This window comes from Clostridium senegalense (genome assembly GCF_018916625.1).
Classification (GTDB): Bacteria; Bacillota; Clostridia; order Clostridiales; family Clostridiaceae; genus Clostridium_J; species Clostridium_J senegalense.
The window spans coordinates 23,626-40,278 of record NZ_JAHLNC010000010.1; the positions used below are offsets into that span (position 1 = coordinate 23,626).

Annotated in this window: 16 protein-coding genes; all 16 read right to left on the reverse strand. The window is 26.2% G+C overall.

What is annotated here, in order from left to right:
* Window positions 1–7: 7 nt before the first annotated feature.
* On the reverse strand, window positions 8–1,336 hold the full coding sequence (locus tag KQI36_RS15030; RefSeq protein ID WP_216451609.1) for an MATE family efflux transporter: 1,329 nt from the start codon (window positions 1,334–1,336) through the stop codon (window positions 8–10).
* 204 nt (window positions 1,337–1,540) lie between these two features.
* A complete protein-coding gene (locus KQI36_RS15035; protein WP_216451610.1) occupies window positions 1,541–2,437 on the reverse strand; it encodes an AraC family transcriptional regulator in 897 nt (298 codons plus the stop codon).
* Window positions 2,438–2,766: 329 nt separating this feature from the next.
* Entirely contained in the window at window positions 2,767–3,438 is a 672-nt protein-coding gene (locus tag KQI36_RS15040; RefSeq protein ID WP_216451611.1) for a hypothetical protein, read from the reverse strand.
* Window positions 3,439–3,710: 272 nt separating this feature from the next.
* Window positions 3,711–4,943 carry a sodium/glutamate symporter gene (gltS, locus tag KQI36_RS15045; RefSeq protein ID WP_216451612.1) on the reverse strand — a complete coding sequence of 411 codons (1,233 nt, stop codon included), beginning with the start codon at window positions 4,941–4,943 and terminating at the stop codon, window positions 3,711–3,713.
* Window positions 4,944–5,327: 384 nt separating this feature from the next.
* Window positions 5,328–5,852, reverse strand: coding sequence for a dihydrofolate reductase family protein (locus KQI36_RS15050; RefSeq protein WP_216451613.1), 525 nt, complete (start codon window positions 5,850–5,852; stop codon window positions 5,328–5,330).
* 175 nt (window positions 5,853–6,027) lie between these two features.
* The gene (locus KQI36_RS15055; protein ID WP_216451614.1) at window positions 6,028–6,774 is read right to left on the reverse strand and encodes an alpha/beta hydrolase; all 747 of its coding nucleotides are present in this window, start codon (window positions 6,772–6,774) and stop codon (window positions 6,028–6,030) included.
* A gap of 188 nt (window positions 6,775–6,962) precedes the next feature.
* Entirely contained in the window at window positions 6,963–7,769 is an 807-nt protein-coding gene (locus tag KQI36_RS15060) for a flavodoxin family protein (protein ID WP_216451615.1), read from the reverse strand.
* Between the two features lie 308 nt (window positions 7,770–8,077).
* Entirely contained in the window at window positions 8,078–9,796 is a 1,719-nt protein-coding gene (locus tag KQI36_RS15065) for an oleate hydratase (RefSeq protein WP_216451616.1), read from the reverse strand.
* A 182-nt stretch (window positions 9,797–9,978) separates the two neighbouring features.
* Window positions 9,979–10,671 (reverse strand): ABC transporter permease, encoded by a 693-nt coding sequence (locus KQI36_RS15070; protein WP_216451617.1) that lies wholly within the window; start codon window positions 10,669–10,671, stop codon window positions 9,979–9,981.
* Window positions 10,664–11,587: an ABC transporter ATP-binding protein gene (locus tag KQI36_RS15075; protein WP_216451618.1), complete on the reverse strand. Its 924-nt coding sequence runs from the start codon at window positions 11,585–11,587 to the stop codon at window positions 10,664–10,666. The genes KQI36_RS15070 and KQI36_RS15075 overlap by 8 nt, the downstream gene beginning before the upstream one ends.
* A 224-nt stretch (window positions 11,588–11,811) precedes the next feature.
* Window positions 11,812–12,747, reverse strand: coding sequence for a sensor histidine kinase (locus KQI36_RS15080; RefSeq protein WP_216451619.1), 936 nt, complete (start codon window positions 12,745–12,747; stop codon window positions 11,812–11,814).
* Between the two features lies 1 nt (window position 12,748).
* Window positions 12,749–13,441 carry a response regulator transcription factor gene (locus tag KQI36_RS15085; protein WP_216451620.1) on the reverse strand — a complete coding sequence of 231 codons (693 nt, stop codon included), beginning with the start codon at window positions 13,439–13,441 and terminating at the stop codon, window positions 12,749–12,751.
* Window positions 13,442–13,609: 168 nt separating this feature from the next.
* Window positions 13,610–14,197 (reverse strand): ATPase, encoded by a 588-nt coding sequence (locus KQI36_RS15090; RefSeq protein ID WP_216451621.1) that lies wholly within the window; start codon window positions 14,195–14,197, stop codon window positions 13,610–13,612.
* A 123-nt stretch (window positions 14,198–14,320) separates the two neighbouring features.
* A complete protein-coding gene (locus KQI36_RS15095) occupies window positions 14,321–14,797 on the reverse strand; it encodes a hypothetical protein (RefSeq protein ID WP_216451622.1) in 477 nt (158 codons plus the stop codon).
* Window positions 14,798–15,209: 412 nt separating this feature from the next.
* Complete coding sequence (locus KQI36_RS15100; RefSeq protein WP_199870171.1) at window positions 15,210–15,824, reverse strand: DUF3267 domain-containing protein; 615 nt, start codon at window positions 15,822–15,824, stop codon at window positions 15,210–15,212.
* 305 nt (window positions 15,825–16,129) lie between these two features.
* Entirely contained in the window at window positions 16,130–16,651 is a 522-nt protein-coding gene (locus tag KQI36_RS15105; RefSeq protein ID WP_216451623.1) for a VanZ family protein, read from the reverse strand.
* Between the last annotated feature and the right edge of the window lie 2 nt (window positions 16,652–16,653).

Genomic DNA, 16,653 nt, shown 5'->3' on the forward strand with positions numbered 1-16,653 from the left:
ATATTAATTATATAACTATCTTCTTCCATTTTCCATTTAAGAAGCGCTTTAATAAAAGAATCCCTCTAATTGTAATATCAATAACATAAGCCATCCATACACCTACCAAACCAAACCCTAATGAAACACCAAATAAATAACCTATACCTACTCTAATTCCCCAAATACCTATTAAAGTTGAATACATAGGAAACTTAGTATCTCCAGCACCTTGTAATGCACTAGTAAATATTTGTGTTATAGCAGCAAAAGGTTGAAATAAAGCTATCAATCTTAAAACTCTTATTACCATTTCTTGAACTTCTTTTGTATTTGTAAAAATGCTTGCAAGTTGTGGTGCAAAAATAAAAAATATAATTCCAATACTAACCATTAAAATAGTTGTCATAACATAAGATACAAAAACCATTTCATTAGATTTTTTAACATTATTCTCTCCAAGAGTTATTCCAATAAGGGTTGTTGTGGCAACACCAAATCCCATTGCTGGTATATAAGAATAACTTTCAATATTACCAGCTACATTATGGGCTACATATGCTGATATACCAATAGAAATAATCATACCATTATAAACTATTTGACCTAATCTCATAATTAATTTTTCAATTCCTGCTGGTATTCCTATTTTTACAATAGACTTAATAGTTTCCTTTTCAATACTCCATTTTTTCAATTGAATATTAACTCCATTTTTATTTTTTTTCAGTTTTACTATAAGAATTACAACGTTCATTATACGCGAAACTGTTGTAGCTAATGCTATTCCAACAATACCCATTCCTATATTTATAAAAATAAAATTTAATAATACATTTAATATATTTGCAATTCCAGTAGCTATCATTGGTGTCTTAGTGTCCTTTGTTGCTCTTAAACAACTAGATAAAATAAGTGATAAAGAAAGAACTACTGATGGAACTACCACAATTATGTAATAAGGTGTTGCATAAGATAATACTTTGTCAGAAACACCGGATATCATTAGTATTTGCTTATAGAATATAAAATTAATTAAACCAATTATTAAACCAATTATCCCAGCTAATATAATAGATTGTTTTATAACAGAATTTACTTTATCAAAATCTTTTTTTCCAAAATTTCTAGCTAAAATAGCACTTGTTCCTATACTAATAGCTGTAAAAAATGTAATAAACACATTAACTATTAAATTGGTAACTCCAATTGCTGCAATTGCGCTGTCATTAATTCTACCTGCAAAATATGTGTCAACAGTTCCTAAAAAAGTTTGAAGAATATTTTCAATAACTACAGGTATAGCTAAAATACAAATAGAAGCAATATTATTTTTATTTTTCCTTAAATATGACATCATCTCACCCCTTTGCATCCCCCCATAGGGGATATAAGAAGAATATCATTTATTTGTAAATTTTACAATACTTAATCTTCACTTTAATTACTCATGTATTTTATCATCCTAAATTTTTAAAAAACATTTCCAATATAAGAATAACTAACAAAGAGATGGATTGCTTTTTTAAAGCACTCCATCTCCTTTATTTTAATATTTTATTTATGATAATTGTTTTTCTACTACAGGTATATAAATATTCATTACAGTATCTTTTCTTCCATGACATCTCTCATCATAAAACTCAAAATCCAATTTACTTTCATCAAATATATATTTACTATCTTTAAACCAATCTTCAAATATATATTTCCAAGTTTCTTTTATTACATTAGCAAATTCTATCTGTTCTATATCACTACTTGTGTCTACTGGTGGAGTTGTAAATATAGCATATGTTGCTTCTGGTACATCTACTGATATCATATCATCTGTAACCTTTGTAAAATCATCAACTATAACTCCAAGAAGATATATTGCATCTCCACTCTCATCATTTGATGACACACACAATCCTACCTCTCCATGTTTGGGTGGATTTAAAATTTCATACATTTTACTTTCTAAATTTTCACCATTATAATTACTCCAAAATGAAGCAATATCTTTTGTATAATTTCCATTAGTAACATTTGTTTTAATACCATATCCAGCAACTTTAAATGCTGGTTTTTTTGATATAATAGGATTCATAATATACCCTCCAATTTTTAAAATTGATTCTTCACCAAAATATCCATCCATACGTTTTAAATATTCTGTAGGACTAAATCCATATTCTTTTTTAAATGCCTTTGAAAATCCATTATGTGTATCAAAACCATACTCAAGTGCAATATCAATTATTTTCTTTCCACTAAATAGGTCTATTGCTGCTAATGCAAGTCTTCTTTTTTTTACATAATCCATTAAAGTCATTCCTTGATTAATATTAAATACTCTAGAAAAATGGAAAGTAGAATATCCACATTCCCTAGCTATTATTTCTGGTGTCAAATCCATCTTTATATTTTTTTCAATAAATTCAATACACTTTGATATAGACTTGCTGTAATTCAATGTATCACCTATCCTTTTCTCACTTGATAATTATATTTTATCAGTAAAATTTAAACTCTACTGTTCCTAAATTGCTAAAAAAATGTTAGTACTTAATAACCCTTCTACTATTTTCTTTCCAACAAAATAAGTTTAACCTATTATTAAAATTAATCTCCTATACGTTAATATATCCATTGAATAAATTATACTTTTATAAGTACTTTTTAATTTTTTTATTTTGAGATTTGTACACATTTTTATAAAGAAAATAGAGCTATTGCTCTATTATTTTAATTAACTTTACAATAGCTCATTTAATTTAAATTCTAAAATTCAAAGTATTTAATTTACATAATAGTAATAAAAGATATATATTTTAAAGGAACTATATAGAAAGTTGGTGGAAAACCAAATTCTACATTTTGAATCCATACTAATTGAGAATCATAAGCTACTATTTTACCTCTTGCAGGATTAAAAGAACGATCAATAGCATCTATGCCTATTTCATATATAGCAGTACTATTAAATGGATTACACTTACAATTAACTAGTGCATCTAGTATATCTTTATTACATGAACAATCAGTATTATAAATTTTTGTGCCTCTATATAATCTTTTTAACTCTCTTAATAAAATGTCAACGCCTCGTGGTTCAACTACAAATGCTACAGCTCTTAAAGCACATACTGGTATTATTGTATTTCTATCTGTATTATCAAATGCTGGATTATAACCAGCTGGTACACTTATATCTGCTTGTAAAGATATAAAATCATCATAAGTCAATGAAGGAGTGATTCCTCCAACTGCATCAAGTCTATTAAATAAAGTATAAAATCTCAAACCATAATGTTGAGCAGGAACATCTATAGTTAAATCTAAATAATCAAAATTTAATACTAGTTCTAAAGCTTTTATTAAACTATCTTTTAGACATAAACTGTTTTTTGGACATAAATTATTGTGTTCTGGTTTATTATTATTGCAATAATATTTTTCTGAATATTCACCCATATAAAAACACTCCTCATAACTATAATTTATAGGTAAACTTCGACCTATATTATATTATATTTAAGTTATGCATATAAGTTTCCTTTTAAATTAAATTTTTATAATTATGAATACTCATTATTACTTTTCTGTATTATAATTGAAAGCCACTAACTATGTGGTTTTAACAGTATTTTATTTTTTTATAATTAATTGTAAAACGTTTTAAAGTAAATAAATCTATGTTACTATTTCTTTTTATTCTTTTAAAAATATTTTAAATTTTCAAAAAATTATTTAAATAAGTTCATAAAAAGTACAATAGTTGGAATACCTATAACATCAATTAAAAATGCCCCTACCAATGGAACTATTAGAAAAGCTTTTGCAGATTGTCCATATTTTTCAGTAACTGCACTCATATTAGCTATAGCATTAGGAGTCGCCCCAAGTCCATGCCCTGCCATTCCAGCTGCCATAACTGCTGCATCAAAATCTTTTCCTACTAACTTAAATACAACAAATGTAGTGTATATTATCATAAATACTACTTGTGCAATAACTATTATTAATAATGGTCCAGCAAGTCCTGATAACTCCCATAGTTTTAATGTCATTAATGCCATTGATAAGAAAATTCCAAGACAAGTATTGCCCATAAGATCTATTAAATTAAAATTTAATTTTACAATATGTTTTTTATCATTTATATTTCTAAAGATTACTGCTATAAACATAGCACCTACATAACCTGGTAAAGAAAGCCCTGTAACATTTGAAAACCACTCACTTACAATTGACCCTATTGTCATACACACTGTTATTACAGCTAGATGAATCATAATAATCTTAGTTGTAACTTTTGAGCTGTTTTCATCATTTACTACTTCATCATAGGATGTTGTATCATACTCACTAATTGTAGACGGTTTCAATTTGTATTTATCTATTAGTCCCTTTGCAATAGGTCCTCCTATAAGGCCTCCACATATGAGTCCAAATGTAGCTGCTGCTATAGCAACTGTTTTTGCCCCACTAACGCCCATAGTCTCAGCAGTTTTTCCAAAGGCAGCTGCAGCTGCATGTCCACCTTCCATAGATACTGAACCTGCCATAATTCCAAACATAGGATGAATGCCAGTAATTTTTGCAAATACAACTCCAATAACATTTTGAGAAATAGCAAGAACCCCACAAAGAATCCAATATATAACTAAGCACTTTCCACCCTTTTTAAGTAGTTTAAAACTTGCACCAAGTCCAATAGTTGTAAAGAAAGCTATCATAAAAGGTGACTGAAAAGTTGTATCCATATCAATTGTTACTAAATTGCTTTGTTTTAAAATTAAAGTAAGTATTGAAAATAGTAAACCTCCAATTACAGGTGCAGGAATACAAAATTTTTTTAAAAAAGATACTTTTTTTATAATCCAATAGCCTAATAATAATAACAAAATTGCAATGGCTAAGGTTGCCACCATATCAACTTTAAGAACAAGTAAACCTTCTATTATTTCTGTTTTCATGATTCTACCCCCTATAAGTCATATAAAAATAGATAATAAAATGGCTTTATATCTTATTAGTATTCTAATATTATTTCCATATATTATCTACATATATAATAACTATTAATAAAAGGTTTACATTATTTTTCACCTATTTATTCAAGTCCCTTAAACTACTTAAAATTCATAGTATATATTAGCTTAAAATTAATGTTATAATCAACTGCTAATATATAAATAATAGCTTATAGAAATAGGCACAATATGCACGTATTTTTATATAATTAAATTTTTAGATACTGTATTATGTAACTATTCTTATGAAAGTATAGAAGTACTTAAAAGAGCTGATATATATTTTTGTAGTTAAATTTAAAATTATTGAATTGAAACAAAAGGAAATTATCTTTTTATATATTTTAATATTGTAATTCCATTCTCAATAATACATTCTTGTAGGTGTAAATCTATTTTAGGGTTATTTTTTAAAAATAGCGGTCTTCCACTTCCTAATATTGTAGGTATTATACCAATTATATATTCATCTATAATATTAGACTTTATAAAGTTGTCAATAAGAACTCCACCACCAAATAAAAATATGTCTTTACCTTCTTTTTTTCTTTCTTCTAATATTTTATTACATATGTCACCATTAATAAAATGTATATTGTCATAGTCCTGTATGTTTTCGGATGTTGCTACGTATACCTTTTTATCTTTAAAATCACTAAAAAAATTTTGCTCATAACAATTTTTCCCCATAACTACAACATCTATATTATTTAAAAACTCCTCATAATCCCATTTCTTTTCTGTATTTAATTTATCATAACCATCTCCAACTATCCAGTCAAATCCTCCTGTTTCTGATGCAATATATCCATCAATACTTATTGCTAAATTTAATATTATTTTTCTGCCCATACTATTCTCCTCACTTTCTATTATATCTAGTGTATTTCCCCAATAATACTTGTATTTATAATGTTTCATATATAGACTACATATAAATAATGTAGTCTATACTTTTTTATTTAATATACATTCACTATTGGACATTATAATAACAAGTTATTACATCTTACATACTGATGTACCCTTAATTCATACTATCCAAAAGTTTTATAATGCATTTGGATGTGTAATTCATCTGCTCTTTATTTGTTATAGTAGCTTCTCCATCACCACTTTGATGTCCATAATCCCCAAAGCCTCCATGATTTCCACCTTTTATTTCAATGAATTCTGAGTTACTTGGCATAACATTTTTAGCTTCTTTTACTTTATTTAAATTTGCTACCTTATCATTGCTTCCCCATAAAGATAAAGTTTTTATGTTGCTATTTCTAAAATCTTTTTTATCTTGAGGATATGATGCTAACAATACTAACCCCTTTATACTATCATTTTTAAGTGCATAATCCGATGCCATAACTCCACCTAAAGAGTGCCCTCCTATAACCCAACTATGGATATCACTATACTTATTTATTATATCATCTGCTTTATTTGGAGATAAAATTGCTAAATTAAATCTCATTTTAGCAATAATAACGGTATAGCCATTAGACGCTATTTCTTTAGCTATAGGTGCATATGCTGACATTTCTACCTTAGCACCTGGATAAAAAATAAATCCTATATCTTTACTATTAGCCACTGGTTTAAATAAAATATCTCCATCTTTTTCTACTTGAACTACTGAATCAGATTTTAAGTTATCCAATGCTAAAGAACTAGCTCTATAATAAGAATTTACATAAATAAAAAATGTTGAAACTAATATTACTAATAAAATAGTCATTGCTGTAACAATCTTAAATTTTAAAGATTTTTTTCCTTTCATATTAAACCTCCTTTATTTAATCAATTTATCTATTTTAAATAAATATTTTGCCATGTTTAAAATCTTATATCATAACCACTTTTTTATTTTTTATAATATAAGATTTATATTATATTCATCCCACTTATACATACAATAATTATATATATAATTATTGTATAACTCATTTCTTAAAATAAATTATTATGCTATTTATTACAAATTGATTTATCTTTTAACTTCTTACCACTTGAATTGATAATTATTTTTAATATATTTCCAAACCCTTTTTTAAACAAATTAATATTTACATTATAAAAATAGTTTGAATTAAGCCAACCTTTTTCTTTCCAAAAATCATAGTCTGCTTGAGAAGTAAATGTCTTACTTCTTAAACAGTTAAACATAAAAATATCATAAAACGTAGGAATATGTGGTATATTATCTATTATACTTTTTATAAATATTTCCGATAACTTTTCAACCTTTTCAACCTTTCTTTTATGGTAATTTTTATCATATACCCATGCTGAATTTTCATTTTCAAAAAACATAGGAGATATAATGCCAATTGTTCCCACTAAATTACATCCCCAACCACATACAGTCATTTTGAGATATTTATTTACTTGCCTATGTCCACCACCACCTGTGGTCACAACTGTTAATACTGGTTTTCCTATTAACTCCTGGCGGTGAAACATATACGATAATCTATCAAATATTCGTTTTAATGGTGCAGGCACTTGATATGCATATACTGGTGAAGCAAAAATAATACCATCGGCATTTAAAAACTTATCCTTAATTTTATATAAATCATCTTTACATGGACAAAACTTTTCACCCTTTTGAAAACACGTATCACAGCCTTTGCATTCCTCAATTATATAATCATTTAAAAATATATATTCAAAATCTACAGTATAATTTTTTTCAAAATTCTTTTCAATTAGTTTACATATGTTATAACTATCTCTTTTTCTAGGACTCCCCATCAATACAACAACTTTCATTTAATTGCCCCTTTCTTTCTAACACATCAAACATGTTATATTTGTATTATATATTCAATATTGGTTAATATCACGTATCAATTAAAATTATTTTATACATTTTTTATTTTTTGCAATACATTTATATTAAATACAACAAAAGCGTGCATTCACACGCTTTTATATGTATTTTATAAATTTTTATAGAAATTTATAATTGAATTAATTTCATAGATTTGTAGCTACTATTTTAAAGTTCAAATTTCTCTAGAAAATCAAGTTATAAGATAGTAAACATTGCACTTACTAAGTAATATTATAGATATTTTTTATCTGTAAGCTGTTTTTAATGCATCTTTTAAAACCTTTGGATGTTTTTTATAAGGAGTCACAGGACGTACTTTTTTATTTTTAACATTAAATAATGTATATATGGCAGTTCTTGCTGCACGTACAGAATATTCTTCTGTAAATACCATATCTTCTGGTATTTCAACAAATTGACTAATCATAGCAAAATTTGTTGAACCCTTTGGCACAACCTTTGGACGATCTGTCATCTTACGTGGTTGAAACTGTGAATCTATATATGGCATCATACATGGAATAACATTTACTACCGTCTCTATTATCTCCTCAAGTTCATCTTCCATATGTAGATGATGTAAAAGTTCTATTAATATCTCTTCACCGGTACAATTACGCATAGGCTTTTTCACATAATCACCAATTTTATCTGTATATAGACCATATCCCCAAAAGATAGTTGTATCCATTGGTTGATTTTTAAAATGTGGTTGTGCTGCAACAACAATACTCATTAACCAACTAGAATCTTTAAATGTCATCAACGCTCCACTACCAGGAATATTAGAAGAATATTTTTCAATTAATTTTAAAAGCTTATTACCTTTACAAGTTACAGTAAAGCTTTCCCAATTAGTTTCTTCTGGATGTCCGAAGAAAGGCTCTGGATTACCTAATCCATCCTTCTTATCAGCTACTTTCCTCCAAAGTTCTCCGGATATTGGATTTTCCGGTTTATACTCAGCAGGTGTATACATATCACCTAAAGTTGCACAATCAGTCATACATCCATTAGTCATAATACAAACATCTCCAGGATTTAATTTTATAATTTCTTTTCCTTCATCATTTTCTATATGTATGGCAGTTACTGTAATACCTTCTCCCTGTTTAAAATCTAAATCTGTTACATTTGAATTAATACTAAAATCAACTCCAAATTCATCTAGATAAGTCCTTAATGGAAGAATAACCGATTCATATTGATTGTATGCTGTACGTGTAACACCTTCTAAAGTTTCAATACGGGAAAATTCAAAAATCATACGTTCCATATAACGTTTAAATTCAAATAAACTAGACCATTTTTGGAACGCAAAGGTTGTTTGCCACATGTACCAAAAGTTAGTTTCAAAAAAATGAGGGGTATTTTCAAACCATTCCTCAATAGTCATATCATCTAAACTCTCTTCTGGAGTAATCATTAATTTACCAAGAGCAATCCGATCAGAATTATTAAATCCCATGGTAGTAACATCTTGAATAAATCCATATTGGTCTATTAATCGTGCTTGTGCATGGGTTGGATGTAAATGGTCAAAATTAAGAATTTCTTCAGTAACACTTTTGCCTGGCAACTCTAAAGATGGAATACTTGAAAATAGTTCCCAGAAATTCTCATAGGTTTCTTCATTTAACATTCTACCACCACGACATACAAAGCCATATTCTTCATTACCTGCACCATCATTACTACCACCAAGGACTTTCATTCCTTCTATAATATGAATGTTTTCTCCTTTAAAATTACAATCTCTTATAAGGTAGGCTGCACCAGCTAAAGAAGCTAATCCCCCACCAACAAAATATACTTGCTTATCTTCATTTTCACCATATGTAATTGATATTTCAAATGTTTTTGAGTTATTTTTAATCTTTTTCGCTCCTACAGATGCTATAGTTACTGCACCAGCTAACGCTCCTAATATAATAAAGGGATTTATACTATTTTTTTTACTCATATAACTATCCTCAACTTTCACTTTATTAATATATTATTTTCTATATTAGTTTAAAACAGATTAGTTATAATTATTCAAATTGTACATTTTATCTTAAACTTATACCCTTTTTATAATACTAAAAACCGTATCACTTAATTAGTAATACGGCTAAAACTTATCTATAAATATAAACTAATATCTTATTTATTAATATCTACATGTTCTATGTTTTTTATAGATAAATATGCAATAAATACCCCTATAAGAGCAAGAGTTATTGGTACTGCAATAATGGAATTTAATGAAATACCATTACCATTTGAACATACAATAGATACTATTATAATTGCAGATATTATTGTAGTAGGTACAGATTTCTTTTTCATACCAAAGTATAAAGGTATTAGAGATATACCAGCAGAAAGTAATCCACTAATGAAAATATTTCTAAAACTGTTTATTATTAAAGAAACTGTTATTTTATCTGTAGTAAAGTTATAAAAATTATTAATTATACATAAAGCAGAATCTATAAATATATTTGATAAAACTGTAGCTATAAAAGTAAATGATGCTACTATAATTAGTTTTGCCATAATCAGTTTTTTTCTATTTATAGGATACATAAATAGAATGGTAATTGTATTATTTTTATATTCTTCAATAATAAACTTTGCAAGAAGCACTGAAGCAAATATTATAAAAGTAGCTCTTATCATGGAGTCAACCATTGAAAAAATAAAAGTATATCTAGTAAATTCTAAATTCCCTTCACCTATTGCTCCAAAAATTGTTATTGCTAATAAAGCCATCATAACTAAATTTGAAATTAGGACCCCTTTAACATATCTAACTTTAGTTTTTTTCATTTCTAATTTTATTAATTTAAGCACTAATAGTACCTCCATTCAGCAAACTTAAAAAATAATCTTCTAAAGAAATACTTCTAGTGGTTATCTCTTTAATAACTATATCATTTATAATCAAAGTTTTTAATATAACACTTTGAGATATATTATCTTCATATATTCTAATTAAGTTATTATCTACAACCTTAAAATTAGATATATTAAGAGTATTTGATAAAACATAAGTTGTTTTTTTACAGTCATTTGTAACTAGTTCTATGTACTCTGTATTATTTTCCCTAATGCTATCCATAGAAACTTCTTTTATTAATTTTCCATTATTTATAACCCCTATGGTATCTGCCATTTGTTCAATTTCACCTAATATGTGACTAGAAATTAATATTGTTATACCATATTGCTTACTTAACATTTTGAATAAATTTCTTAATTCTTTAATACCTATAGGATCTAGTCCATTGATAGGTTCATCTAATATTAATAATTCTGGCTTTGTAGTTATAGCCCTTGCTATTCCAAGCCTTTGCTTCATACCTAGTGAAAAGTCCTTAACTGGTTTATTATTAATATTTTTTAAATTTACAAGTTCTAATGCTTTATCAATTGCTTTCTTATCGTAATAACCCATGTACTCACAATGAAGATCTAAATTTTCTCTTGCTGTAAGTTTCTCATAAAATACAGGATACTCAATTATAGTACCTAACCTTTTCAAAAGCTCATAAGAGGTATTTGTTAATTTTTCACCAAAAATCTCAATTTCACCACTTGTAGGTTTAATCAAATTTGTTATCATCTTCATAATAGTAGTTTTACCTGCACCATTTGGACCTAAAAATCCATAAATCTCACCTTTTTTTATATTCATACTTACATTCGATATAACCTCTTTGCCATTATATGTTTTTATTAAATTATTAGTTTTTAATATATAAGACATGATAAATTCTCCTTTCAATTACTGTTCCTATACTTATATTTTAGTAATTGAACTTCTCTTTTTTATTACTTAAATCTTACAAAATCCTTAAGTTGCATTTTTTTATTTTATTTTTCTTTTCATCTATTACTCTTAACTATCTAAAGCTCCTAATCAATGAATATTTTACAGCTTTACATCCATCACAAATGGAACACTTTGTTATTAACTTCTGCATATATTTGTTAATAATTTATTCTCTTTAATCTTACTGTAAAGCTTGTCTTATCAAAAGGTTTACTATCTAAAAAAATCTCCCCTTTTAATTTTTCTACAAGTCTTTTAGTTATTGTAAGTCCAAGACCTCCACCTTGATACAGTTTATTTCTTGAATCTTCAAGAGTATACATTCTTTCAAAAACCCTATCTTTATGTACTTCATTAATTCCTTTACCTTTATCCCAAACTTCTACATATACATACTTTTCATCACTTTTTAAGGATAGTCCTAAAACTCCTCCTTCACTACCATATTTGATAGCATTTGATATTAAATTATTTATAATTCTATCTAATGCCTCTTCGTTTCCTAAAGAATACATATTCTTTTCTGGAATATCAATAATAACCTCAATACCTTTGCTTGTTAATATATCATAAAAATCTAATATATTTTTTCTACAAACTTCATTCATATTAATTCTTGTAAGAGGAATATCTTTATCTCCTGATTCTAGCTTAGCTAAATCAAAAAACTTATTAATAAGCTCCATTACCTCTTTTGTTTTATTTTCTACCTTTCCTAATAAAACTTCCCTCTCTTCATTATTTATGTTCTTGTCTAAATTTATTGTTTCAATATATCCAAGAACCACTGTAAGGGGGGTTTTTAAATCATGAGAAATATTTGAAAGCATTTTTCTCATTGCTACCTCAACCTTTGAGTAATCTGCCTGTATTTTTTGATTATGTTCTAAAAGCTTATTAATTTCTATTAATATATGTATTAATTCTTTATCATCAGTAAAAGCCAAAAGTTTTTCACTGGTGTTATTAGCTATAATACTGTTTAATTTTTCATATATGTATTTTAAATTTGTACTTATGTGCCTCTTAGATTTGTATTGAAAGTAAATTATATATAGTAAAATAACTATTACTATTATTAAAAAAACACTCATTTTAAAATTCTCCTAATTTATAGCCTATTCCCCATAGTGTTTTAATATATTTAGGCTCTGAAGGATTGTCCTCTATTTTTTCTCTTAATCTTCTCATATGTACATTTATTACATTATCATCTCCAAAATAATCATCATTCCAAATAAAATTATAGACTTGTGCCTTAGTAAAAACTCTATTAGGATTAGATATAAACAACTTTAAAATATTAAATTCTTTTGAAGTTAGCTGTATAATTACACCTTTTTTAGTAACTACATAACTATTTAAATCAATAGTTATATCGTTAACATTAATAATATCTTCCTTTTCATCATTTTTATCATATTGGGTTGCACGTCTTATCATCGCCTTAATCCTTGCAGATAGTTCTACCATAGAAAATGGTTTTGCAATATAATCATCAGCACCTAATCCTAACCCTATAGCTTTATCAACATCACTATCCTTTGCTGACATGATTAAGATAGGTATTACGCTTTTTTCTCTAATAATTCTCATAACTTCCATTCCATCTAGTTTAGGCATCATTATATCAAGAATAATTAAATCAAAAGAATTATTCAAGAATTTAACTAATCCCTCTTCACCATCAAAAGCAGTAGTTATATTAAATCCTTCTTTTCTTAGATAATTTTCAACCATTTCACTAATAGCTATATTATCTTCAATAAGTAGAATTTTATTTTTCATAAATATTTCACCTCTTTTTAATATCTAGTGTATAATTTTATTATAGCTTATTGATTATTGTAAATATATGTTTGTTTCTAAGTTTATATATTATTATATAGAGATACAGGCTTCATTATATTGAAATATATCTATAATATTTTTACATAAAAATAGCTAGCAAATTGACTATATTTTACTAGCTATTCTTAATACTTTTCTTGACCATTTTGGCATCTCTTCATTACTCCATATAAGTTTTCCATGTTGAAATTTCATTATTTCATTAAGTTTGTATGTATTATCATAAATATTTATTTCATCACATAACTCAATTAAACCTATTAAATTTTCTAGCGAATCATAATATCTTCTTTCAATAGCCTCATCTGGTATTCCATGTCCACCTTTACTAACTCTTATTTTAACTCTTTCTTTAGCAACCTCAGGACTTTCTACACCTATATAATTCATTACAATATAAAAATTATTATTTTTTGCTTTCTTTATATTATTAATAATACTTTTACCTGATAAAGTTGTTTCTTGATTAAATGATGTTCCTTCCAAAATATAAGTCTTTATTAATTTAACAGCTTCTCTTGCACATCTTATCTGAAGCTTATTATCTTTCCACGAACCGATTTTTTCAACCATTTCATCAGTGTTTATTCTTTTTTCATCTCTATTTTCACTTAAATACATATACCTATACATTGATGTTTTCCCTGCACCATTTACTCCTGCAAAAATAGTATAACGTAACTTATCTTTCATATTATAAACCTCCTGAAAAACTATTTATACAGTATTATATATCTAACTATAATTTAGTTGTCAAAACTTCTTGATAATTCCAGAATATCTTTTTACATATATAATTTTCTAACTTAATAGAGTCTATCTTGTAAAAATACGTGAAAAAAGTTGAAATAATGCAACTAAGCCACCAATAGCAATACCTATACCTAATTTTAAAATAATGTAAAGTTTAGTACCTATTAATGGGATTGTTTTAATTTTTTCATATTGAATACATGAAAGAGCTTCTACTCCCCAACCAGCAAAAAATAAATAAATACTGCAAAATAAAATCAATACAAATTGGCGTTGCCCTTTAAACCCTTCCATATATGTCATATACATAGGAACAGTGGCAATTCCTATACCAAACAAAATTTTTATCATAAGTTTTATTTCTTTAATATAAAAAAGGAAAATATCCCTTTTATGATTTTTGCAATACTCTTTATAACTAGCTTTTATTGTATTTTGAGTGTGAAACTCCATTTTATTCATATTATTATAGCGCATTTTTACTTCGCTAAAACTACTATTTGATGGGATTTGTAAAATTGTAAATATATCGCTTTTCATTTCATGCTCCTTAAAAAGATTAAAATCTAACTTGAAATATTCATTTTAGACAAATATAATCCCTACTTAAACTCTTTTATTATTTTATTTTCTTATGTCAACATAATAATATGACTTTAAATCTTTTTTTAATTTTCCTTCAAAATTATTTTTATATATTTTTTATGTAAAAATAAATTTCCTTATCCAATTCACATTAATCCTATGCTTGTTAAATTTCTATAAATTAACACATCTATAGGGTTCCAATTTGACTTTTAAAATTACCCATTCCAAAACTTGGATACCCTAAATAGTGAGACATGCTCTGAATCGCTTAGAATTCAACACTACATTTTGTATGAAAATATTTTAAAGTTATTGAATAAATTTAAATTGGAGCTTGTTTCCCTATAATTCTTATAATGAAAACTTACTTAAAATATGTTTCAAACCCATTGTTCACAATATATGAACCCTTTGGAACTTGAATTGCTACAATACATATGTTTAAACAATCTACACAGGATCCCATTGCATTTATTAAACATAAAAATATAGTAAACCAATTTAATAATCCAAAAATATTAAGAATGAAAGGTAATAGAATTGATAATAAAATGAATGGCATAATAGAAATAATTAAAAACCTGTTCTTTTTTATTTTTTCAGTAGTAAAAACAAATCCACAAACTCCATTAATACCCCAATATGTTTTATCTGACTTTAATACATTAGGTATGAAACAAGCATGTAGAAATTCATGTATTGTCATAAACAATAAAATCACACCAATATATATTAGCGAAAATGAATCTAATTTGAATTCAATACTAAAACTATGTGTACTACTAAAAAACTCTTTTAACGGTGGATACAAATAAAATGCAATAGCAACAGAAATAATTCCATTTATAAACATGAAAGGCACTGAGAGTAAAGTTGCCATAGCTAAATTAGATGGTTCCTTTAGTTTTTTCCATCCTTCACTTATTAATTTGTTGCTTAACTCTTTATCCGAATTGGGTATTTTTTTTATATATTTCATTAATCACAATCCTTCCTTTAAATATATGATATATTACCTATATAACATACTGAAAATACTATAACATGCTACTATTTTTCATTAAATTGTATTTTATATAATATTTATTGTAACATAATTTACAAAATATCACATATATTAGACTTATATTTACAAAAATTTTACTTTATTATAAAATTTCAACTTATTTTTTTTATAAAGTAATTTTTTCACCTTTTTAATACGTATAAACTCCCATAATTTTGCATGCAAAACAAAACAAGATAGAACGTTTAAGTCCTATCTTATTAACTTTATAAAATTTATTAATTATAAATATATATAAGAGTATCTAATGCAACAACTAAAATCCCTGCTAATCCACCTAAAATTCCTATTATTTTTACTACATACTTTTCAGGAAATACTTTTTTTGCAAACTTATAAATAATAATTCCTAAAAAACCGCCTAATGTGTTTAAAAAAACATCATTTATATCTAATGCTCCTATTCTAAATATATATTGAGTTAATTCCACAATTACACTGATTTCAAAAGATAATAGTAAAGATTTTTTCCAATTATCTTTTATAACTATATTATAAAGAATAGGAAGTGGTACGAATAACAAAATATTTCCTATTATTGAATTTTTATTATAACCTACAGAACAATTAGCATCCCAAATATTTTTAAATAAAATTAGATTTATTCCTCGATAATCTGGATGATTCCATGTAATTAGCTGCAATGGATTATCTAAGTACTTAAATATTAAAATATTAAGTAATATAAGAGTGTAAACTATTATAATAAAACCATGTATAAATTTCCATTTTTTCTTCATTT

Bases quoted from the DNA above. Each gene is read 5' to 3' on its own strand.
- KQI36_RS15105 (WP_216451623.1), bottom strand. From the start codon at position 16,651: ATGAAGAAAAAATGGAAATTTATACATGGTTTTATTATAATAGTTTAC.
- gltS (WP_216451612.1), bottom strand. From the start codon at position 4,943: ATGAAAACAGAAATAATAGAAGGTTTACTTGTTCTTAAAGTTGATATG.
- KQI36_RS15100 (WP_199870171.1), bottom strand. From the start codon at position 15,824: ATGAAATATATAAAAAAAATACCCAATTCGGATAAAGAGTTAAGCAAC.
- KQI36_RS15055 (WP_216451614.1), bottom strand. From the start codon at position 6,774: ATGAAAGGAAAAAAATCTTTAAAATTTAAGATTGTTACAGCAATGACT.
- KQI36_RS15040 (WP_216451611.1), bottom strand. From the start codon at position 3,438: ATGGGTGAATATTCAGAAAAATATTATTGCAATAATAATAAACCAGAA.
- KQI36_RS15095 (WP_216451622.1), bottom strand. From the start codon at position 14,797: ATGAAAAGCGATATATTTACAATTTTACAAATCCCATCAAATAGTAGT.
- KQI36_RS15080 (WP_216451619.1), bottom strand. From the start codon at position 12,747: ATGAGTGTTTTTTTAATAATAGTAATAGTTATTTTACTATATATAATT.
- KQI36_RS15050 (WP_216451613.1), bottom strand. From the start codon at position 5,852: ATGGGCAGAAAAATAATATTAAATTTAGCAATAAGTATTGATGGATAT.
- KQI36_RS15085 (WP_216451620.1), bottom strand. From the start codon at position 13,441: ATGAAAAATAAAATTCTACTTATTGAAGATAATATAGCTATTAGTGAA.
- KQI36_RS15065 (WP_216451616.1), bottom strand. From the start codon at position 9,796: ATGAGTAAAAAAAATAGTATAAATCCCTTTATTATATTAGGAGCGTTA.
- KQI36_RS15090 (WP_216451621.1), bottom strand. From the start codon at position 14,197: ATGAAAGATAAGTTACGTTATACTATTTTTGCAGGAGTAAATGGTGCA.
- KQI36_RS15030 (WP_216451609.1), bottom strand. From the start codon at position 1,336: ATGTCATATTTAAGGAAAAATAAAAATAATATTGCTTCTATTTGTATT.
- KQI36_RS15060 (WP_216451615.1), bottom strand. From the start codon at position 7,769: ATGAAAGTTGTTGTATTGATGGGGAGTCCTAGAAAAAGAGATAGTTAT.
- KQI36_RS15075 (WP_216451618.1), bottom strand. From the start codon at position 11,587: ATGTCTTATATATTAAAAACTAATAATTTAATAAAAACATATAATGGC.